Raw genomic sequence first — 21,284 nt, 5'->3', positions numbered from 1 at the left:
CCCGCGCGAGGACGCGGGCACCGAGCGGCCGCGGGCGTCGGGCGTCGGCCGTCAGGCCGGAGCCACGGCCCGGCCGGTCTGCGGGGAGATCATGCCCGCACAGAGGCCGCGGGCGGCGAGCCCCTGGGCGATGCGCGGGATAGCGGCGCGGGTGTTGGCGGGCCAGTCGTGCATGAGGATGACCTGGCCGCTGGTGAGCCGGGCGGCGGCCTGCACGATGGCGTCGGTGCTCGCGCCGTTCCAGTCCTGCGAGTCGACGTCCCAGATGATCTGTGTCAGCCCGTACGTGGCGGCGACGGACCGCACGGTCGTGTTCGTCTCGCCGTACGGCGGACGGAACAGCCGGGGGGTGCCGCCTCCTCCTTGGGCGATCGCCTGCTGCGTCCTGGCGATCTCCGAGTCGATCTGCGCCTGGCCGAGCCGGGTCAGGTGCGGGTGGGTGTAGCTGTGGTTGCCGACCCACATCCCGGCGGCCACCTGGGCGCGTACGAGGGACGGGTTGGCGGCCGCGTTCTGGCCCTGGTTGAACATCGTGGCGCGCAGGCCGTTCTGGCGGAGCGCGTCGAGCAGGGCGGGGGTGTTGCCGGCCTGCGGGCCGTCGTCGAAGGTGAGCCCGACGTATCCGCCGCACGCGGCGGCGGGCTGCGCCGAGGCCGTGCCGCCGACGGCGAGGGGGCAGACGCCGACGGCCGCGGCGACGGCCACTCGCGCGACCCGCGAACGTAACGAGCGATCAGTTCTGTCCTTCATGCGGGGGTCCTCCAGCTTCGGGGCGCCGATTTCGGGAGCGCCGGTTTCGGGGTGCCGGCTCAGCTCACGGTGATGCTGGAGGCGCCGCTGCTCCGGTAGCCCTCGGTCGCCATGATCATGTAGTAGCTGAAGCTGCCCAGGGGCATCCCGACCCGGCTCCAGGCGTCGAAGTGGTTGCCGGTCGTGATGGTCCCGCCGGTGCGCTTGGACTGCCGGACGCTCCAGTACTGGTTGAAGGTCCTGGTGCCCTCGACGGACGGGGCGTTGTAGCGCGTCGTCTGATAGATGTCGTACGTGCCGCCGTCGCTGGTGACGGTTCCCTTGTACGTGCCGGTGGGCCGGTAGGTGCCCCAGTTGTCGACGATGTAGTACTCGACGAGCGGGTTCGACGTCCAGCCGTACAGCGCCAGGTAGGCGTTGCCGGAGGGCGCGAAACTGCCCCAGTAGGTGACGGTCCTGCGGGAGCCGTTGGCCCAGCCCTTGCCGGCCACGAAGTTGCCGGTGTTCCGCCACGACGTGCTGTAGCTGCCGCCGGACGACAGGGTCATGGAGACCGTGCCGGGCGCGTCGGTCCAGAACGAGTAGTAGTAACCGTTGTTGGTGCCGGTCTGGTTGGTCGTGATCGTCGTGTCCGCGAAGGCGGTGCCCGGCAGCGCCAGAGCGGAGGCGCCCAGCGCGACGGCACCGACCGTACCGATGAAGGCGCGACGGCTCAGGGGCGGGATCGGCGTCTTGTCGTCCATGTTCCTGCTTCCTCCTGGTGGGGCCTGAGGGAGGCTGCACAGCCATTGAGGTGCGTGTCGACGCCGTCAGAGTGGTCTCGCCCCCACGCACTGTCAACTGTTTCGACAAGCAGTGCGAAACTTTTGTGACATCAAGAGGCCTTCAAGCCCGCCGTATGCGCAGCTCAGACACGCATTACAGGCGCATGACAGAAGTCTCACGCGAGGTGATCGAACATCGATGCCGGAGTCAGTGCGTCACCGCATCGACAGCTTCGAAATATTTTCGACACGGGAGAGCGGACGCGGACTCAGCGGCGCCCGGGGGCGGCCGTGCTCTGCCGCACGACCAGGGAGGTGGCCAGCTCCAGCCGGGTCGCCACCGCTTCCTCGGCCCGGAGCCGCAGGAGCATCTGGGCCGCGCCCTCGGCCATGCCGCGCAGCGGTTGGTGGACCGTCGTCAGCGCGGGGCTCGACCACTGGGCGAGGGGCACGTCGTCGTAGCCGACCACGGACAGGTCGTCGGGGACCCGCAGGTCCCGCAGGCGGGCCGCGTCCAGGACGCCGAGCGCCTGAAGGTCGCTGCCCGCGAAGATCGCGGTCGGCGGGTCGGCCAGGTCGAGCAGCTCGGCGGCCCGCTCACGGCCGCCCTCCACATGGAAGTCCCCGTACCGGACGAGTTCGGGGTCGGCCGACAGACCGGCCATGCTCAGGGCCGAGCGATAGCCGTCGAGGCGGGCCAGCGAACACAGCATGTCCTCGGGCCCGGTGATGACGCCGATGCGGCGGTGGCCGAGCTGGACGAGGTGCCGGGTGGCGGCGAGGCCGCCGTTCCAGTTGGCCGAGCCGACCGAGGGCACGTCGGGGTCGGGGTCGCCCGCCGGGTCGATCACGACGAACGGGATGGAGCGCGACCTCAACTGCCGCTTCACCTCGGCGGGCAGCGTCGAGAAGACCAGGACGACACCGAGCGGTCTGCGCTGGAGCACGCCCTCGATCCACTCGGGCCCCGGCGCCTGACGCGTGCCGCTCTCCGTGAGCACCACGCTGGCGTTGTTCGCCTTGGCCACCTTCTCCACGCCCCGGATGAGCTCCAACGCCCAGACGCTCTCCAGCTCGTGGAAGACGAGCTCGATCAGCGGCGCCTCGTGGGCGACCCGGGTGGTGCGGCGGTAGGCGTTCTCGTCCAACAGGCGCTCGACCTTGACGCGGGTGGGCGCCGCCACGTCCTGCCGCCCGTTGAGCACCTTCGAAACTGTCGAAATGGAGACCCCCGCCTGCTGAGCGACCTGCGCCAGGGTGATCCGACCCACGTACTCGTCATCTCGCATACCCAGGATCTTAGGGCAAGCCGAAAGAGTTTCGAGGGGTGTGGGCGTGAGGGACGGGACCGCCGGGAGGCCCTGTCGCACGGCGGCGCCGAGCCTCCTCGGCGCCGCCGGCCTCAGCCGTTCACCGGGTCCGCGCGTCCGTCCCGCCGGCGGGCGGGCCCGTGAAGTCGACCTTCGACGTGTTCGAGCAGTGCTCCGTGCCCGCGTCGCACAACTGGTAGGTGTACGTGGGCCGTTCCTCGATGTGGACCACGTCCGTGGAGCGGCCGGTGTTCGGCACGGTCGCGATCACCTTGCCGTTCCTGACGACCTCGATCTTCGCCGTGGTCGCTCCGTTCCAGGTGAGCGCGGCGGAGTGGACACCCCGGACCCGGCTGCCCCGGGCGGTGAGCTCGTACGAGGCGCCGAGCCGGACCTTGACGACCCGGCCGGGCGCGCTCTGCGTACCGAAGTACGCGTACTCGCCCCGTGGGTCGATGGCCGCGGAGATGAGCGCGTCCTCGTTCGCGCCGAGGGTGACGGTTCCGGCGGCCGTGAAGTGTTTCAGGTCGACGGTGACCACGCGGCCCGGCGAGGACACGGTGCCGAACGACGCGAACCGGCCCGCGGGGTCCATCACGGAGGAGTAGAACGTCCCGCCGCCGGACGGGGTGATCGCCCCGGCGCGTTCGAAGGTGGTCAGGTCGACCCGGACGATCTTTCCGCGGGCGCCCTCGCCCGTCCCGAAGTAGGCGTAGTGGTCGTCGGGGGCGACGACCGCCGTGCGCAGCGGCCCCTCCCCCGGCTCCAGGGTCAGCGAGCCGGTCTCCTTCATCTCCGCCAGGTCGACCTTGACGACGTGGCCCTGCGGGCTGGTGACCGTACCGAAGTAGGCGTACCGGCCCCGGGAGTCGATCACTCCGTCGTCGAGGAAGTCCTCGCCCTTGCCGAGGGTGACGGAGCCGACCTGCGCGAACGTCTCCAGGTCGAACTTGATCACCCGGCCGGGGTTCGTCCCGGTGCCGATGTACGCGTAGCGGCCCGCGGGGTCCATGAGGATCGAGCGGGGGTTGTCCGCGCCGGTGGCCAGCGGTGTGATCCTGTCGAGGGTGAAGGTGTCCAGGTCGACGCGGACCACGCGGCCCGGGTTCGCGGCGGCCACGAAGTAGGCGTACGTGCCCGACGGGTCGATGACGGCGTCCTGGAGCAGTTTCTGGCCGATGCCGACCGGTATGACGCCGACGCGTTCGAAGGTCTTCAGGTCGAACTTGACGATGTAGCCGGACAGCGGGTCGGGGGCGTTGTCGGTGCCGAAGTAGGCGTAGCGGCCCTGCGGGTCGATGACCGCCGCGTGCATGTTCTTCTCGAAGCTCCGCATCCGCAGCGTGGCCGTGCGGGCGGGCATGGTCGTCCCGCTGCCGTGCACGGCCAGAGGGGGTGCGGCCTCGGCGGCGTCGCTGTCGATCGTGAGCGTGCCGGTCTGCTCGCCCTTCTCGGTGGGCCGGTACGTGATGCCGAGGGTGCAGTGTTCCTTGCGGGCGAGGGTGAAGGGGGCGGGACCGCAGGTGCCCGTCTCGGAGACGAACGCCCCGTCGTGGTCGGTGATCTGACGGACGGTCACAGGGTCGGCGCCGGTTCCGGTGAGCGTGACGGTGGCGGGGCCGCCCGTCGTGCCGATGGGGACCGTACCGAACCCGGCCCGGTCCAGGGCGACTTCGAGGTGCCTGCCGGGCAGCGCGCCGAGTGTCAGATCGGCCGTGGCCGTGGTGCCCTCGGCGAGGTGCGCGACGGCCTTCTCGGTCCCGTAGGCGGGAGCGGAGGCCGACACCGTGTAGTCGCCGACGGAGGCGAGCATCGCGTAGTGGCCGTCGGCGTCGGTCTGCTGCGCCAGGCCGACCGGGCCCGAGTCGTCGCGCAGGGCGACCGTGGCACCGGCGACGGGATCTCCGGTGGCCGCGTCGGTGACGGTGCCGGTGAGGGTGCCGACCGCGCCGCGCGGTGCCTTCTCGACGGCCGCGTAGGCGTCGAGCCGGCCCTGCCCGTAGACGTTGTTGTCCGTCGGTGTGCCGCCGCACTCGGTGGCGTCGACGTCGACCGCGGTCTCGTCGAGCAGTCGGCGGGTCGCGTCGATGTTCCGGGCGACGGCGGGGGCCGCCGACCACAGGAGGGCGATGGCGCCCGCGACGTGCGGCGCCGCCATCGACGTACCGCTGCCGACGGCGTACTTGCCGCCGGGGTAGGCGGAACGGACGGCCACGCCGGGGGCGGACACGTCCGGCTTGATCAGGTCGTGGCCGTTCTCGGACGGTCCGCGGCTGGAGAAGGCGGCGATGTTCCCGTCGGCGTCGAAGGCGCCGACCCCGTAACTCTCGGGCAGATTGGCCGGGTTGGCGTCGGTGCCGCACTCCGGCCCTTCGTTGCCGTTGGAGAAGACGGGGAAGATCCCGGCCGCGACCCAGGCCCGCACGGTCTGCTGGAACCAGGGGTCGGCTCCGGCGTCCGAACTGCCCCACGAGTTGTTCACGACGTGCGGGCGCAGTTCGGGGCGGGGGTTGCGGCCGTCGAGGTCGGTGGGCGCGAGCATGAACTGCCCGCTGGCGAGCAGTCCGCTCTGCGTACAGGTGGATCCTCCGCAGCCCTTGGCAGCGATCCACCGCGCGCCCGGGGCGACGCCGATGTGCTGACCGGCACCGCCGTCGCCGACCATGGTGCCGACCGTGTGGGTGCCGTGCCCGACGGTGTCGCAGGGCTTGCTCAGGCTCGGGATCACCGCGCAACCGCTCTGCGGGTCGTACCAGTTGTAGGCGTGGGTGACGGTCCCGTCGGCCTTGCTGCCCCGGTACTGCCGCGCCAGCGCCGGGTGGTCGAACTGCACGCCGGAGTCGATGCTGCCGACGACGATCCCCTGGCCCGTCGCGCCGAACTCCTTCCACGCCTTGGGCGCCCCGATCCGGTCGACGCCCCACTCGACGTCGTCGACGGTGGGCTCGGCCTCGGCCTGCCGGATCGCGGGCAGCGCGTACGTACGGTCCGCGGCGACCCGGTCGACGTCCGGCAGCGCGGTGATCTTCTTCAGGAGCGTCGCGTCGCCCTTCACCCGCACGGTGTTGGCGATCCAGTACGAGGTGTGGGGCGCGTGAGCGGCGCCGAGTACGTCGAGGAGACCGGCCTGGCTGTCGCGGGCCGTCCGCACGAGGCGGTCGCGCACGGTCCGGCCCTGCCGCGCCCGGTCCTTGATCCTCGCCGCGGAGCGCAGGTCCGCGTGGTCCTTCAGATAAACCCAGAAGGTGGAAGTGCCGCCGTCGGCCAGGGCGTTGCGGACCTTGCTCTCGACGGCCGGCCGATCCTCGTGCGGGGTGGCGGACGTGGTCGCGGCCATGGCCGGCAGCCCGGCGACGGCGAGCCCCGCGCTCAGCAGCAGGGCCCAGGTACGGGGAGCGGCGGTGCGTCTGCGTCTGCCGCGTCGCTGTCTCATCACGGTGAGGTCCTTCCTCGGACGGGGTACGGACGATGGGCGGAAGCGGCGGGCCGGGGGCGACCGTCGCCTCGGGAACGGTGGGCAGGGGCGGCTCGTCGGGCCGGGAGCGGTGAGCCGGGATGGCTGTCGGGTCCGGAGCGGGCTCGCACCGACGTCAACAGGACGCGCCGACCGTGCACATGACGGCCCATCATGTGCGGTGCGCTGGGCGGAAGTCTGTCCCGGCGGCGCGGCGTCGCGGGGCTCGCGGCCTGGCGAGTACTCGTCATGGCGCGACCTCGCCATCGCAACCTCGCCATGACACCGGGCCGGGGCTGTCGGGATTGCGACACGACGCACTCTCGCCACCCGCGCCCCTTCTCCCTCCGCCACCCGCGATCGGATCATGGCCACTGCCGGGCCGGGTGGCAGGTGGGGAAGCCGCCCGGCCCGGCCCAGCGCCGCTTCGCGTCCGTCGCCCGGCCCCCGGTGCCGTGGCCGCACCCCGCCAGGAGCCCGTCATGCCGACCGGTCCGACTCCGCGCAGCGGCAGAACCGCCGCTCTGTGCGCCGCACTCACCCTGGCCGTCGTCGGCCCGGCGCTTCCCGTGCGGGCCGACGCGGCTCCCCAGTCCGCTCCGGTCGGCGTGACGACGCGGACCGCCGACCGGAGCGCTCACACCGACACGGTCACGCTGGTCACCGGCGACACCGTCACGGTCACCACCGGCCCCGGCGGGCGGACCTCGATCGACGCCCGGCCCGCGCCGGGCACGGCCACCACCTTCCACACCGAGTCCACGCCCGCCGGAGCCACCTACGTCATTCCGGACAGCGCGGGGGCGGGACTCGCCGACGGGCGGCTCGACCGGGAGCTGTTCAACGTCACCCGGCTCATCGCCGACGGGCAGGACGACACGGGCGGCGACACCCTGCCGCTGATCGTCGACTACCCCGGTAACCCGGCCCGTTCCACCCTGGCCGCGCGCGCCGCGGACGCCCCCGGCGTCACCCGCCACGCCGCCCTCGCCTCGCTCGGCGCCACCGCCGTGGAGGTCGACAAGGACAAGGTCCGGGCCTTCTCCCGTGAGGTGCTCGACGGCCCGAAGGCCGTACTGCGTCCGGACCGCAGGGTGCGCGCCACTCTCGACAAGAGCGTCCCGCAGATCGGCGCGCCCGAGGTGTGGAAGAGCGGCTACGACGGCAGCGGCGTCAAGGTCGCCGTCCTGGACACCGGGATCGACTTCGCCCACCCCGATCTCGCCGACCGGGTCCTGGACTCCAAGAGCTTCATCGCCGGGCAGGGCGTGCAGGACGGGCGCGGCCACGGCACCCACGTGGCGAGCACCGTCGCCGGCAGCGGTGCGGCGTCGGGCGGACGGTACAAGGGGGTCGCGCCGGGGGCCCGGCTCCTGGTCGGGAAGGTGCTGGACAACCGGGGCAACGGCGACGAGTCCAGTGTGATCGCCGGAATGGAGTGGGCCGTCGCGCAGGGCGCCGACATCGTGTCCATGAGCCTGGGATCGCCCACCGAGGTGGGCAGTGACCTGCTGAGCGAAGCCGTGGACCGGCTCAGTGAGTCCTCCGGCGCCCTGTTCGTGATCGCCTCAGGGAACACCGGGCCCGGCCGGGCCACCGTGGCGAGCCCCGGGACCGCCCGTTCCGCGCTGACCGTCGGCGCCGTGGACGCTCAGGACCGGCTGGCCGACTTCTCCGGGCGCGGGCCCACCGTCGACGGGGCGCTCAAGCCGGAGATCACCGCGCCGGGCGTCGGCATCGTCGCGGCCCGTGCGGCGGGCACGAACATCGGCACGGCCGTCGACGCGTCCTACACCGCCATGGACGGCACGTCGATGGCCACACCGCACGTCGCCGGCGCGGCGGCCCTCCTGAAGCAGCAGCACCCGCAGTGGAAGGCCGCGCGTCTCAAGGACTCCCTCGTGTCGTCGGCGCGGACCGCCGCCGACCACGACGTCTACGAGCAGGGCGCGGGACGGGTCGCCGTCGACCGGGCCTCGGCGCAGCCGGTGACCGCCTCCGGCACCGTCGACCTCGGCGACCTGCGCGACCGTCAGCAGCCGCTGGACCGGGACGTCACCTACACCAACGACGGCGACCACGCCGTCACTCTCGCGCTGCGCCTCGACCTGAGCCGTGGCGGCGCGGCGGCGCTCTCCGCCGACACGGTCACCGTCCCGGCGCGGGGCACGGCCACCGTCACGCTCAGCGTCGACCCCGCCCGCACCGGCACCGGCCGCTACGACGGCTACCTGACCGCCACCGACGCCACCACCACGCTCACCACGGCCGTCGGCTGGACCGAGCAACCCCCGCGCCGCACCGTGGACTTCACCTTCACCGGACGCGACGGCAAGGCGGCGGGACAGACCAATCTTCAGATCCTGAACACGACCAGCGGCGAGGCGGAGCTGCGCAGCCTCACCTTCCTGGGCGCGGACACCTGGCGGACCGAACTGCCCGAGGGCCGTTACGCCCTCCAGGCCCTGGTCACCACGTACGACGCCCAGCGGTACCCGGCGGCCGTGGACACCTTCGCCGAACCGGAGTTCACCGTCGACGGCGACCGCACCGTGGCGGTCGACGCCCGCGCGGCACGGCCGCTGACCGCCCGGATCGACGGCGAGGACCGCCCGCTGGAACGCGCCGCCGTCAGCGTCACCGCGCGCCGCACGCTCGACGACGGGGCGAGTGCCGCGATCGGTGTCGCCACCGGGCTCAGTGACCGCACCTCCCAGTACGGGGCGATCCCGTCGCACAGCACGGCCGAGCGGGGCACCTTCGACCTGACAGCCGAGCACCGCCTGCGGGACCCGCTCGTCCGGGGCTCATGGACGGCCGCCCACCGCACCACGCGGCTCGATCTGCTCACTCCGGATCTCGGTGAACGCTCCACAGGAGCACAGGAGTTGACGGCCGTGGATGTCGGTACCGGTGACGATAGCGACTACGCCGGCCGTGACGTCTCGGGCAGGCTCGCCGTGGTCCGCACCAACGGTTGGCTCCCTCCCGTCCTGGCCACCGCCGCCCGGCACGGCGCCGCCGCCGTCCTGGCGATCCGCCCCACCGGCGGTGTCACGCTCGTCCAGGGCAGCGCGGCCGACACCCTGCCCGCCGTCGCCGTCAGCCACGAACAAGGCGCGCCCCTGCTCCGCGCCCTCGCCGAGGGAAGCCCGGTGACGGTCGCGCTCACGGGCCGCGGCGACAGCCGCTTCACCTACACGCTGCCCTTCCACGCCCGGGGCGGCATCCCCGAGGAGACCACGGTGACAGGCCGCCCCGCGCAGTTCGCCGCCCTGGTCAACACCTTCTCCGCGGACGGCACTTCGCGGCTCGCCGAGGACGATCTGACGACCTGGCACACCTGGGAGACGTCGACGTTCCGCACGACCGCCCGGCATCTCGCCCCGGGCACCCGGACCGACTTCGTGCACGCCGCCGACAGCCGGTACCTCCAGACGGTGCACACCTCCGACCTGTCCGGCACCTATCTGGAGGAGTACCCGGCGGCCCACGAGGCGGGCAGCACCCTGCACCGCGACTGGGGCCGCGCCCCCATGCACCCCACACTGCCGCGCCGCATCAGCTGTCCGATGTGCCGTGCCGACAGCGGAGCCAGCTTCTTGCTCGCCCCCTACGGCGACGGGGACCCGGAGCATTTCGGCATGGGCAGCGCCACGGCCACGCTCACCTATCGTCGCGACGGCCAAGAGGTCTCCGCGGCCCAGCTGTTCGTCCCCGAGGAGGCCGAGTACAGCATCGACCAGACGGTGATCCGCAGAACCAACGCCCTGGAGACGCTCGGCATCCGCACCGACACCACGTACACGTTCCGCTCGAAGGCCCCCGAGGCGGGTGCCACGGCCCCCGGCTGCGAGGACGTCTACGGCGCGGGCCACCCGTGCGCCGCCCTGCCGGTCATCCTCCTCAGCTACGACCTGGGCGTGGACGGCACGAACACCGCTCCGGCCGGCCGCTCCTTCCCCGTGCGGGTCGGCACGCTCCGTCCCGACGGCCACCGGGGCGCGCCTGTCACCGGCATCCGCGTCGAGGCCTCGTACGACGACGGCGCCACCTGGAGCGACCGCGTGGAGCCCCCGGTCCGTCCCGACGGCTCGGCCACCGCCGTCCTGACGCATCCGCGCGTCGACACGGGCCACGTGACGCTCCGGGTCACCGCGTGGGACGGCTCCGGGAACCGCACCCGGCAGACCGTCGTGCGGGCGTACGCGCTGCGCGGGTGAGGCGGGGGCCGTCGCGGATCCGGTGCGTACGAGGTCTGGGCCGGTCGGGAAACATGTGACATTGTACTGCCGTGGACAACCAACTGGCCTGCGATGTCGTGGTAGTTGGGGCCGGAATGGTCGGGGCCGCGTGTGCCTTGTACGCCAGTCGGGCGGGGCTGAGGACCCTGCTGGTGGACCGGGGGCCCGTGGCCGGCGGCACCACCGGCGCCGGTGAGGGGAACCTGCTCGTCTCCGACAAGGAGCCGGGTCCCGAGCTGGACCTCGCGCTGCTGTCGAGGCGCCTGTGGGGCGATCTCGCCGCCGAGCCCGGCCTCGGCCGGGCGGTGGAGTTCGAGGAGAAGGGCGGCGTGGTCGTCGCGTCCGGGCCCGAGGGCATGGCCGCGCTGAGCACGTTCGCCGAGGGCCAGCGCACCGCCGGGGTCGAGGCCCTGACGGTCACGCCCGAGGAACTGCGCGACCTGGAACCGCATATGACCAAGGACGTGGCCGGCGGCGTCCACTACCCGCAGGACTGCCAGGTGATGCCGTCGCTGGCCGCCGCCCAGGTCGTCCGCGCGGCACGGCGGGCCGGGGCCGAACTGCGCATCGGCGCCACCGTCACCGCCGTGCTGCGCACGAAGGACGGCTCGGTGCGCGGCGTGCGGACCGACCGGCACGGTGACCTGCGCGCTCCTGTGGTGGTGAACGCGGCGGGCACCTGGGGCGGCGAGGTCGCCGCGCTCGCCGGCGTGCGGCTGCCGGTTCTGCCGCGCCGCGGCTTCGTCCTGGTCACCGAGCCGCTGCCGCGCGCGGTGGTACGGCACAAGGTGTACGCCGCCGACTATGTCGCGGACGTCGCGAGCGGTGACGCGGGCCTCCAGTCCTCGGCGGTCGTCGAGGGCACCGCGGCGGGTCCGGTGCTGATCGGGGCGAGCAGGGAGCGGGTCGGATTCGACCGCGGGTTCTCGCTGCCGGTGGCCCGGCGGCTCGCCGCGCAGGCCGTCGCGCTGTTCCCCGCGCTCGACACGGTCCGCGTCATGCGCGGCTACCTGGGCTTCCGCCCGTATCTGCCGGACCATCTCCCGGCGATCGGGGCCGATCCCCGGGTGCCGGGGCTGTACCACGCCTGCGGTCACGAGGGCGCGGGCATCGGGCTCGCCGTCGGCACCGGGCATCTGATCGCGCAGTCCCTGACGGGGGCCACCCCCGACCTGGACCTCGCACCGTTCCGTCCGGATCGCTTCGAGGACGCCGCTCCGGAGGGGTCCCCGAACCGTCGTGAGGAAGGACAGCAGTGAAGAGGACGTCCCCGGTCACGACGCCGCTGACGCTGGCCCGCGCCCGCCCCGGTCCGCCGTTCACGGTGACCGTCGACGGACGGGAGACCGAGGCGCTGCCCGGACAGAGCGTCGCGGCGGCGCTCTGGTCGGCCGGGATCACCTCGTGGCGCACGACCCGGGGCAGCGGAGCGCCGCGCGGGGTGTTCTGCGGGATCGGCGTCTGCTTCGACTGCCTCGTCACGGTCAACGGCCGCCCCAACCAACGGGCTTGCCTCGTCCCCGTCTCTCCCGGCGACACGATCGGCACCCAGGAGGCGACCGGCCATGGCGACCTCGCGTGACTCTCTGGCGGTCATCGGCGCGGGCCCGGCCGGGCTCGCCGCCGCGCTGACGGCCGCCGACCAGGGCGTCCCGGTCACGCTGCTCGACGCGGCCGCGACACCCGGCGGCCAGTACTACCGCCGGCCCGCCGAGCAACTGAGGGCGGAAAGGCCCCAGGCCCTGCACCACGCCTGGGGCACCTGGGAGAAGCTGCGCGACCGACTGGCCGCGCACGTCAGAACGGGCGGAATCACCTACCTGCCGGACCGTCATGTGTGGTTCGTGGAGCGCCACTTGGCGACCGACAACAGGGATGTCGGCACCACGGGTTTCACCGTGCACGCGCTCGTCGGACCGGCCCAGGAGGAGTCCGAGACGGTCCGCGCCGACGCGGTGCTCCTCGCCACCGGCGGTTACGAGAAGGTGCTGCCGTTCCCGGGCTGGACGTTGCCCGGGGTCCTCACCGCGGGCGGCGCCCAGGCCATGCTCAAGGGCGGGCTGGTGCTGCCGGGGCGGACGGTGGTCGTGGCCGGGACCGGACCGCTGCTGATGCCGGTCGCCGCGGGGCTCGCCGCCGCCGGAGCGCGGATCGCCGCGTACGTCGAATCGGCCCGCCCGGGGAACTTCGTACGGCACGGCGCGCGACTCGCCGCCAACCCGGCCAAGCTCGTCGAAGCGGCCCGGTACGCGGGTCGACTGGCGCGCCGGAGAGTGCCGGTGACCGTGGGTCATACAGTGGTCGAGGCCCATGGGAGCGACCGCGTCGAGGCCGTCACGATCGCCGCCCTCGATCCGAGCGGCCGGGTCAGGGCGGGCACCGAACGGCGGATCGCCTGCGACGCGCTGGCCGTCGGCCACGGCATGCTCGCGCACACCGATCTCGCCGAGTCGCTGGGCTGCGCCCTCGACACCACCGGCGACGCCCGCGTGGTGACCGACGACGAGCAGCGCACAGACGTCGACGGCGTGTGGGCCGCGGGCGAGGCCACCGGGATCGGCGGGGCCGCGCTCGCGCTGGCCGAGGGCGAGATCGCGGGGCACTCGGTCGCCGCCCGCCTCAAGGAGTCGACCCGGATCCGGCCGTCCGGGCGAAGGCCGCCCGCTCCCGTTCGCGGCTGCGGGACGTCGCCTCGGTGCTCGACTCCGCGTACGCCCCGCCCGCGCACTGGGCGGACCTCGTCACGGACGACACGCTCGTCTGCCGTTGCGAGGACGTCCCCGCGGGCGCGGTCCGCGAGGCCGTCGGCGAACTCGGCGCCTGCGACCTGCGCACCGTCAAGCTCCTCACCCGCGCCGGGATGGGCTGGTGCCAGGGGCGGATCTGCGCGCCCGGGGTCGCCGGGATCGCGGGCTGCGCGCCGGGCCCGGCGAAGCGCCCGTTCGCCCGGCCCGTCCCGCTCGGCGTACTCGCCCGGGAGCCCGACCCCCCTGACACACACCTGGACCAGCGTTGAGCCACCCCTGAAGCACCTCGGGCCCAGCGCCCCCCTCGACCAGCCCTGACCGTGCCGTGTCACAGCTCGTCCAGTTCCCGTGCGGTCCCCGCAGCGGCCCGCCCCGACGGAAGGTCCGAAGACACCCATGAGCACGTACACCCCGCAGAACCCGCCCCGCCCCGTGTGGCGCGGCGTCCTCGTCGCCACCGCCCTGCCCCTGAACGACGATCTCTCGGTCGACTTCGAGGGCTTCGCCGCGCACTGCCGCTGGCTCGTCGACAGCGGCTGCGACGGCGTCGTCCCGAACGGCTCGCTCGGCGAGTACCAGGTCCTCACCGACGAGGAGCGCGCCCGGGTCGTCGAGACCGCCGTGGCGGCCATCGGCGGCGACCGGGTCATGCCCGGCGTCTCCGCCTACGGCTCCGCCGAGGCCGTGCGCTGGGCGCGGCAGGCCGAGGCGGCGGGCTGCGCGGCCGTCATGCTGCTGCCGCCCAACGCGTACCGGGCCGACGAGCGTTCGGTGCGCGCGCACTACGCCGCCGTCGCCGAGGTCGGCATCGACGTCGTCGCGTACAACAATCCGCACGACACCAAGGTCGACCTGACCCCCGAACTCCTCGCCGAGCTGCACGCGGCCGGGCACATCAGGGCCGTGAAGGAGTTCTCCGGCGACACCCGCCGCATCTACCAGATCGAGGAACTCGCCCCGGATCTCGATGTGCTGATCGGCGCGGACGACGTCCTTCTGGAGCTCGCCGTGGCCGGCGCCAAAGGCTGGATCTCCGGCTACCCCAACGCCCTGCCGGAGTCGACGGTCGAGCTGTACCACGCCGCCGTCAAGGGAGACCTGGCCACCGCGCTGCCCCTCTACAAGGAGCTGCACGCGCTGCACCGCTGGGACTCCAAGGTCGAGTTCGTCCAGGCCATCAAGTTGTCCATGGACATCGTGGGGCGGCGGGGCGGCCCGGTCAGGCCCCCGCGCGTACCGCTCCTGCCGGAGCAGGAGAAGGCGATCCGCGAGGCCACGGAGCGGGCCGTCGCCCACGGCCTGAAGTAGTCGGCCCGAAGTACGGAGAGGAGACCCCGCTCATGCGCAGCAAGCTCGTCCTGCACGCCGTGGACTCGCACACCGAAGGCATGCCCACGCGTGTGATCACCGGCGGCCTCGGGACCATCCCGGGCGCCACCATGGACGAACGCCGCCTGTGGTTCCGTGAACACCGCGACGACGTACGGCACTTCCTGATGGACGAGCCGCGCGGGCACCCTGCCATGAGCGGGGCGATCCTCCAGCCGCCCACCCGCCCCGACTGCGACTACGGAGTCGTCTACATCGAGGTCTCCGGCTATCTGCCGATGTGCGGCCACGGCACGATCGGGGTCGCGACCGTCCTCGTGGAGACGGGGATGGTGCCGGTAGTCGAGCCGGTCACCACCATCCGCCTGGACACCCCGGCCGGACTCGTCGTCGCCGAGGTCGCGGTCGAGGACGGCGCCGCCAGGGCCGTCACCCTGCGCAACGTGCCGTCGTTCGCGGTCGGCCTCGACCGCAAGGCGACCCTCGCGGACGGCCGCACGGTCACCTACGACCTGGCCTTCGGCGGCAACTTCTACGCGATTTTGCCGCTGGAGCAGTTCGGGCTGCCCTTCGAGCGTGAACGCAAGGACGACCTGCTCGCCGCCGGGCTGGCCCTCATGGACGCGATCAACGCCGAGGACGCCCCGGTCCACCCGGAGAACCCCTCGATCCACGGCGTCCACCACGTCTATCTCGCCGCCCCCGGCTCCGACGCCACGCGGTCGCGGCACGCGATGGCCATCCACCCGGGCTGGTTCGACCGCTCGCCGTGCGGCACCGGCACGTCCGCGCGCATGGCGCAGCTGCACGCCCGCGGCGAACTGCCGCTGCACCGGGACTTCGTGAACGAGTCGTTCATCGGTACGTCCTTCACGGGCCGCCTCGTCGAGGCCACCGAGGTCGCCGGGCGCCCGGCCGTCGTACCGACCGTCACGGGACGCGCCTGGATCACCGGCACCGCCCAGTACCTGCTGGACCCGACGGACCCGTTCCCGGCCGGGTTCATCCTCTGAGTCCTCAGTGACATCCCCAGGAGAGGAGCCTCGCATGGCCGTTCAGCGCAAGGAGGCCGTTCCGGCGAGCCCCGGGCCCGCGCTGCCCAGCCTCGCCGGGCCCCGGCCCCACTACCGCGCGCGCGTGGCGAACGCCCTGCGCGCCGCGCTCGTCGCCGGTGAGCTGAAGCCCGGCGAGATCCACTCGGCGCCGTCGCTCGCCGCGCGCTTCGGCGTCTCGGCGACGCCGGTGCGCGAGGCGATGCTCGATCTCGTGAAGGAGGGACTGGTCGAAGCCGTCCCCAACAAGGGGTTCCGGGTCACGGCCGTCTCCGAGCAGCAGCTGGACGAGTACACCCACATCAGGTCGCTCGTCGAGATCCCGACGACGGCCGCCCTCGCCGCGACGGCGGCCCCCGACGACCTGGAGAAGCTGCGCGACGTGGCCGGGGAGATCGTCGACGCCGCGGTGGCGGGCGATCTCATCGCCTACGTCGACGCCGACATCCGCTTCCACCTGGGCCTGCTGGCCCTCGCCGGCAACGCGCACCTCGTCGAGGTCGTGCACGACCTGCGCAAGCGCTCGCGCCTCTACGGTCTGACGGCGCTGGTCGAGCAGGGCCGTCTGGAGGCCTCCGCGCGGGAGCACCACGAGATCCTCGACGCGCTGCTGGCCCGCGACGAGCGGCGGGTGCGCGAGGTGATGACGCGTCACCTCGGCCACGTACGGGGCATGTGGGCGCGCTGAACCACACCGGCCGGGCCACGTACACCGCCGTCCGGGCGATGTGACGCACGATCCGGGACATACCTGCTGAGGTGCGGAAACGGCCCGATCTCCGCTGTAGGGCAACGGGCTCGTCCGGGACCGGTAACAACATCTCGTCCTGGGTGAGTTCGCTGATCAAGATGAGCAGAATGACTCCACCATCCACATTTCGGGCCGGTCACCGTGACCGGCCACGGGGGATCAGGAGCGGAACATGAACAGCAGCACCGCCAGGACGCGCTCGGGCAGAGGCCGGACGGCGCACACCGTGCTCGCCGGGGCGGCCGTGGTCACGGCTCTCCTGGGCATCACCGCGTGCCAGTCGGGTGACAAGGCGGACGCGGCCGTGTCGGCCTCCGGCACACCGTCCCCGTCGAGCCCGTCCGCCAAGGCGTCCGCGAGTTCGGCGGACACCGGGACCGGGACCGACGACAGCTCCAAGGGCGCCGGGAGGACCGGCGCGAGCGGCGACAGCGGCGAGACCGGTGGTGGCAACGGCACGTCCTACCCGGACTGCGGCCCCGAAGACCTGTCGGCGCTCTCCGCCGAGCCCCGCACTCCCGCCGACGGCAGCAAGAACACCTTCTACGCCCTGTCCCTCACCAACCGCTCCGACCACAAGTGTGTGATCAACGAGTACCCGCAGGTGTGGCTCGACGACAAGGCCGGTGCCACCGGGAGCGTGCGGCCCGACGAGAGCACCGCCGACGACGAGGCCCTGGTCTTGTCGCCGGGCGACGCCGCCTGGGCCGGTCTGCGCACCGCCAAGGGCCCGCACGACGAGGGGTCGACCGACACCTTCATCGTCCGACTGATCTCCGGTGAGGGCACCGACACGAACCACGACTTCCCCGCCGTCCTCGGTGAGCCGGCCGTCGTCAGCGACGGCGCGCGTGTCGGCTACTGGGCGGGAACCGAGGGCCTCGCCCTGCGCCCGATGTCCGACTGACCTCACCACAGGTGCGCGGGCGCGCACAGCGTGAAGTGCATATGCCAAACTTGCCGCAGGTGGCCGACCCCGCTCCAGCCGAGCGGAGCCGGCCACCTGGAACGTTGTCCTGCCGGCGCGGAATGATGGAAGGCCCTACAGGTGACAGCCTCGCTGATCTGCCCTGGGGCTCAATGGCTGGCCCACTGTCACTCCAGACCGGGGCATGTCCAGGAGCAGTGGGAACAGACCCTGATAGCCGAGATCCCGGTGGGGATCCGTTTCGACGTGCTGAGCGTGCCGCAGCCGTTGGGCCTGACCCTGCTGCTGGAGCTGGGCGAGGAGGCCGAGGGGATTCCGGTCCTGGAGGAGCACGTCAAACGCCCCGTCTTCCACCTCCTGGTCCACCCCGGCGGCATGGACGACTGGCCTGACGCCCCGGACACGGCGATCCTCACCCAGGGCGCGCTGTTCGCCGTCCCCTCCCCCGCGGCCGACGCCATCGTCGGCGCGCAGCAGCACGGCCTGTTGTGGCGCACCGTGCCGGACGGGTACGGACGGCTCGCCGACCCGGACACCCTGCTCGCCGCGCTCACCCGTGCCCGCGCCCCCGAACGGCAGGCCGCCCGTGTCCGCGCCGCGCGCTCCGACTTCTGGGGCTCCCGGCACCATCCCCACAGCTGAACCCGCGAGGTGGGGAGCGGCCGCGGGTACGCCGCCTCGCGCCGGAAACCCACGTGCGTCCGCGCGTACCGCTCTGCCACCATTCCGGCATGGTTCACCCTCTCGAACATCTGGTCGTCCGGCATGCGCGCCGTCTCCCCGCCCCCGCAGGGGCGGCCGGTGACGGGGCCGTCGCCGCGCGCCAGTTCGATGCCGCGCTGATGTCCGTGGGCTTCAAGCTGTCGGCGCCGCTCCTGGAGCGGCTGGCCGGGCTGTCGGACGGCGCGGTGGTCGATGTCGCCGTGCGGACGCTGGCCTGCGTGCGCGAGCTGGTCGGTGACCACGTGCGGCACAACGCGTACTTCATCGACTTCCCGGCGAACGTGCCGGACACCATGGACTTCTGGATGCGGTGCGTCCGTGAGGCGCTGGCCGACGACGACGCCCGTGAAGGCACGCTCAAGCAGCTGAGCATCGGTGTGGTGAATCTCCTGACGCTGCCTTCGTACGGGCGCTATCCGCACACGTACACCGAAATGCTGGGCCACCACGACGAGTTGATCGCGGCGGCCGGTGACCGGGTGACGGTCCTGCACCTCGGCCGGGACGCGGCCGACGAGGTCGGCGAGCTGTACCTGAAGCTCGCGGGCAGCCGCACGCCGCTGGGCGAGGACCACCTCCGTGACCTCGACGCGCTGGCGGAGCATTGCGTGGACGGCCCGCAGCCCGAGGAGATCCCCGTACGGGAGAACCGTGCGGTGATCAACAAGGCGCGGCTGCGCGCGGGTTCGGGGCTGCTCCTGGACACCGTCACCGATGTGCTGCGTCTCGCGTGCGCGCTGGTGGACGGCGACGTGTCCCTCCTCGAACCCACCCGGTTCGTGAAGCTGTCGCGGCCCACGCGTCGGGCGCTGCTCGCGGGTCTGGACGCGGTGGTCGCCGCGGCGCCCGCGAAGCTCGCCGACGTGGCCGTGCACGGGGAGGCGTGGAAGCGGCTCGGTGAGCGGCTGCACCCGCACGAGTACCCGCGATGGCCGCACGCCGCGCAGGTCTTCGCGGTGGCGCGCGGCGAGCAGCGCGTACGGTCCTTCGCGAGCCGTACGGAGGAGCTGCTGGGCCGGGGCGACCTGGCCGGCGCGATCGGGCTGCTGGCGTCGGCGCCGGGTGTGCTGCTGCGGTCCGTGGACCGGCTGGCGCGCACGGCCCGTACGGACGAGGAGCGGGCGGCCGTGCTCGCCGCCGTCGAGGAGGCCGCCCCAGGACGGCGGGGCGGGTGCTGCTCTCGGTACGCCAGCATCTGCTGAACCGGGGCGACCGGCTCGAACAGGCCGGTGCGCGCCGGGTGTTCATCAACCGGCGCGGGCGCGCCTGGGTCGCCGAGGACGCCCGTCCCGCGCTGCCCGGTTCCGTCAAGGAGCGGCTGGTCGCGCTGCTCGACGCGGAGATCACGCGTCGGCTGCCGGTCGCCGGTCCGGTGCTCGTGGACCCGGACATGCTCGATGTCGCGCTGCCGCTCAGCGGCAAGGCGGTCTCGTCCGGGCTCGGGGTGCTGCCGCGCGGTTCGGTGTCGCCGGTCGAGGGCGAGCTGCTGCGGTTCTTCGTGTACTGGAAGCAGAAGAGCCTGACCACCGACTACGACCTGTCCGCGCTGATCCTGGACGAGGAGTACCAGCAGGTCACCTGGCTCTCGTACACCCAGCTGACGGCGGTGGAGGGCCGGCACTCCGGGGACATCGTCGAAGCGCCCGAAGGCGCCTCGGAGTTCATCGACCTGCGGCTCGGGGCGGTACGCGGCAGCTTCGTCGTGCCGCAGGTGCTGCTGTTCGCCGGGGAGGGCTTCATGGACGTGGAGGAGTCGTTCTTCGGGTTCATGCTGCGGGAGGGCGAGCAGCGGGGGCGGCCGTTCGAACCGCGGACCGTGCGGATGAAGTCGGATCTGCGGGGCCCCGGCCGGGTGGCGCTGCCGCTGGTGTTCCGGCGGGGCGAGGACGGCCGGTGGCGTGCGCACTGGCTGCACCTGTATCTCAAGGGCATGCCGGCGGCGAACCGTGTCGAGGAGACCCGGGTGACGGTGGAGGAGCTGGCGCGCGGCATCGTCGAGCGCGAGCAGCTGACCGTGCGCTGGCTGCTCGGCCTGTCGGCCGACGTGGACGTGACCGTGTGGGACGGCACGAGCGTTCCGCACGGGCCGGTCACGTTCGTGGGGATGCAGCGCCCGGACGGGCTGCATCCCGCGTCGCGGATTCTCACGCCGGAAAATCTGCGCGACGTGATCCCTGAGTGACTGGTAGCGTCCAGCGTGTCGAGGCCATGAAGGGGCTTCCTTCTCCACCCACCCTCATCGGGGGTTTGCCACCAGCCCTTTCGCTTTCCTCGGCGACGGCCGGTGAGGCCATGAAGAGGCTTCCTTCTCATACCTTTCCTGTAGAAACAGCCTCTTCGCTCTCCTCACCGCCGACATCGAGCCCCGGGCGTTGTGACGCCTGGGGCTCTGTCGTCCGCGCTCACCCGCTGCCCGGCGTCCATCCCCTGCGCGGTACGGAGTCCAGGAGCAGGCGCGTGTAGGGGTGTCGCGGGGCGTCGAGGACCCGGTCGGTCGGGCCGGACTCGACGACCCGGCCCGACTTGAGGACCAGCACCTCGTCGGCGATGTGCCGGACCACCGCGAGATCGTGCGTGACGAAGAGGTAGCCGATACCCGCGTCGCGGCGGATCGTGGCGAGCAGCGCGAGGATCTGCGCCTGGATGGACACGTCGAGCGCGGCGACCGCCTCGTCGAGGACGAGCACGCGTGGCTCGACGGACAGGGCGCGGGCGATGGCCACGCGCTGGCGCTGGCCGCCGGAGAGCCGTCGGGGCGGCGCCGCCGCCTCGCGTTCGCCGAGGCCGACCTGGTCGAGGAGTTCGGCGACCCGCTCCCGGCGGGCGGCCGCGTCCAGGTCGGTGTGGAGTCTCAGGCCCTCCTCCACGCACGCGCCCACCGTCACGCGGGGGTCGAGCGAGAGATACGGGTCCTGGAACACCATCTGGATCTCGCGGGCGCGGGCCAGCCGTTCGGCCCGACCGCGGTGGCGCGTCGCACGGTCCCTGCCGTCGAGCCGTACCGTTCCCGCGCTCGGCCGCTCCAGGCCCACGACCATGCGGGCCGTGGTCGTCTTGCCGCTGCCGGACTCGCCGACGAGGGCGAGCGAGGTGCCGGGGGCCAGGGTGAACGAGACGCCGTCGACGGCCAGGTGGTCGCCGAACCGCTTGCTCAGGTCCTCCACCACAAGCCCTGTCGTGGCGGCGGTGGCCCCGTCGGTGGTCGTGGCCGTCGTGGTTCCTGTGTTCCTCG

Annotated in this window: 13 protein-coding genes and 2 pseudogenes; 10 read left to right on the top strand and 5 right to left on the bottom strand. The window is 72.7% G+C overall.

Going from position 1 to position 21,284, the window contains the following annotated elements:
- Positions 1-51: 51 nt before the first annotated feature.
- From V2W30_RS34895 to V2W30_RS34880, 4 genes are all read right to left on the bottom strand, one after another.
- Complete coding sequence (locus V2W30_RS34895) at positions 52-750, bottom strand: polysaccharide deacetylase family protein (RefSeq protein ID WP_338702590.1); 699 nt, start codon at positions 748-750, stop codon at positions 52-54.
- 59 nt (positions 751-809) lie between these two features.
- Positions 810-1,493 (bottom strand): glycoside hydrolase family 11 protein, encoded by a 684-nt coding sequence (locus V2W30_RS34890; RefSeq protein ID WP_338702589.1) that lies wholly within the window; start codon positions 1,491-1,493, stop codon positions 810-812.
- Between the two features lie 290 nt (positions 1,494-1,783).
- Positions 1,784-2,803, bottom strand: coding sequence for a LacI family DNA-binding transcriptional regulator (locus tag V2W30_RS34885; RefSeq protein WP_338702588.1), 1,020 nt, complete (start codon positions 2,801-2,803; stop codon positions 1,784-1,786).
- A gap of 121 nt (positions 2,804-2,924) precedes the next feature.
- Positions 2,925-6,257, bottom strand: coding sequence for a S8 family serine peptidase (locus V2W30_RS34880; RefSeq protein WP_338702586.1), 3,333 nt, complete (start codon positions 6,255-6,257; stop codon positions 2,925-2,927).
- A 503-nt stretch (positions 6,258-6,760) separates the two neighbouring features.
- Here V2W30_RS34880 and V2W30_RS34875 point away from each other — a divergent pair.
- The 10 genes and pseudogenes from V2W30_RS34875 (at position 6,761) to V2W30_RS34830 (ending at position 20,234) form a co-directional block, all read left to right on the top strand.
- Complete coding sequence (locus V2W30_RS34875; protein WP_338702585.1) at positions 6,761-10,501, top strand: S8 family serine peptidase; 3,741 nt, start codon at positions 6,761-6,763, stop codon at positions 10,499-10,501.
- Between the two features lie 71 nt (positions 10,502-10,572).
- Positions 10,573-11,781, top strand: coding sequence for an FAD-binding oxidoreductase (locus tag V2W30_RS34870; RefSeq protein WP_338702584.1), 1,209 nt, complete (start codon positions 10,573-10,575; stop codon positions 11,779-11,781).
- The gene (locus V2W30_RS34865) at positions 11,778-12,104 is read left to right on the top strand and encodes a (2Fe-2S)-binding protein (protein ID WP_338702583.1); all 327 of its coding nucleotides are present in this window, start codon (positions 11,778-11,780) and stop codon (positions 12,102-12,104) included. The genes V2W30_RS34870 and V2W30_RS34865 overlap by 4 nt, the downstream gene beginning before the upstream one ends.
- Positions 12,088-13,538 (top strand): annotated as a pseudogene (locus V2W30_RS34860) (FAD-dependent oxidoreductase). Before V2W30_RS34865 ends, V2W30_RS34860 begins: the two are co-directional and overlap by 17 nt.
- A 127-nt stretch (positions 13,539-13,665) precedes the next feature.
- Positions 13,666-14,577: a dihydrodipicolinate synthase family protein gene (locus V2W30_RS34855; RefSeq protein ID WP_338702582.1), complete on the top strand. Its 912-nt coding sequence runs from the start codon at positions 13,666-13,668 to the stop codon at positions 14,575-14,577.
- Between the two features lie 32 nt (positions 14,578-14,609).
- Positions 14,610-15,611 (top strand): proline racemase family protein, encoded by a 1,002-nt coding sequence (locus tag V2W30_RS34850; RefSeq protein ID WP_338702581.1) that lies wholly within the window; start codon positions 14,610-14,612, stop codon positions 15,609-15,611.
- A gap of 34 nt (positions 15,612-15,645) precedes the next feature.
- Positions 15,646-16,338, top strand: coding sequence for a GntR family transcriptional regulator (locus V2W30_RS34845; RefSeq protein ID WP_338702580.1), 693 nt, complete (start codon positions 15,646-15,648; stop codon positions 16,336-16,338).
- Positions 16,339-16,573: 235 nt separating this feature from the next.
- Complete coding sequence (locus V2W30_RS34840) at positions 16,574-17,308, top strand: DUF4232 domain-containing protein (RefSeq protein ID WP_338702579.1); 735 nt, start codon at positions 16,574-16,576, stop codon at positions 17,306-17,308.
- A 141-nt stretch (positions 17,309-17,449) separates the two neighbouring features.
- A complete protein-coding gene (locus tag V2W30_RS34835; RefSeq protein WP_338702578.1) occupies positions 17,450-17,971 on the top strand; it encodes a hypothetical protein in 522 nt (173 codons plus the stop codon).
- Positions 17,972-18,060: 89 nt separating this feature from the next.
- Positions 18,061-20,234: pseudogene (locus V2W30_RS34830) on the top strand (hypothetical protein).
- A 220-nt stretch (positions 20,235-20,454) separates the two neighbouring features.
- Here V2W30_RS34830 and V2W30_RS34825 read toward each other — a convergent pair.
- Positions 20,455-21,219, bottom strand: coding sequence for an ABC transporter ATP-binding protein (locus tag V2W30_RS34825; RefSeq protein WP_338703878.1), 765 nt, complete (start codon positions 21,217-21,219; stop codon positions 20,455-20,457).
- Positions 21,220-21,284: the final 65 nt, after the last annotated feature.

Source organism: Streptomyces sp. Q6 (assembly GCF_036967205.1).
Classification (GTDB): Bacteria; Actinomycetota; Actinomycetes; order Streptomycetales; family Streptomycetaceae; genus Streptomyces; species Streptomyces citrinus.
Note: the sequence above shows the minus strand (reverse complement) of the source record. Positions and strands in the feature narration are given on the sequence as shown.

What these genes read in the sequence shown, in the direction of transcription:
- V2W30_RS34840 (WP_338702579.1), top strand. Translation starts at nt 16,574, where the DNA reads ATGAACAGCAGCACCGCCAGGACGCGCTCGGGCAGAGGCCGGACGGCG.
- V2W30_RS34895 (WP_338702590.1), bottom strand. Translation starts at nt 750, where the DNA reads ATGAAGGACAGAACTGATCGCTCGTTACGTTCGCGGGTCGCGCGAGTG.
- V2W30_RS34855 (WP_338702582.1), top strand. Translation starts at nt 13,666, where the DNA reads ATGAGCACGTACACCCCGCAGAACCCGCCCCGCCCCGTGTGGCGCGGC.
- V2W30_RS34880 (WP_338702586.1), bottom strand. Translation starts at nt 6,257, where the DNA reads ATGAGACAGCGACGCGGCAGACGCAGACGCACCGCCGCTCCCCGTACC.
- V2W30_RS34875 (WP_338702585.1), top strand. Translation starts at nt 6,761, where the DNA reads ATGCCGACCGGTCCGACTCCGCGCAGCGGCAGAACCGCCGCTCTGTGC.
- V2W30_RS34885 (WP_338702588.1), bottom strand. Translation starts at nt 2,803, where the DNA reads ATGCGAGATGACGAGTACGTGGGTCGGATCACCCTGGCGCAGGTCGCT.
- V2W30_RS34890 (WP_338702589.1), bottom strand. Translation starts at nt 1,493, where the DNA reads ATGGACGACAAGACGCCGATCCCGCCCCTGAGCCGTCGCGCCTTCATC.
- V2W30_RS34850 (WP_338702581.1), top strand. Translation starts at nt 14,610, where the DNA reads ATGCGCAGCAAGCTCGTCCTGCACGCCGTGGACTCGCACACCGAAGGC.
- V2W30_RS34845 (WP_338702580.1), top strand. Translation starts at nt 15,646, where the DNA reads ATGGCCGTTCAGCGCAAGGAGGCCGTTCCGGCGAGCCCCGGGCCCGCG.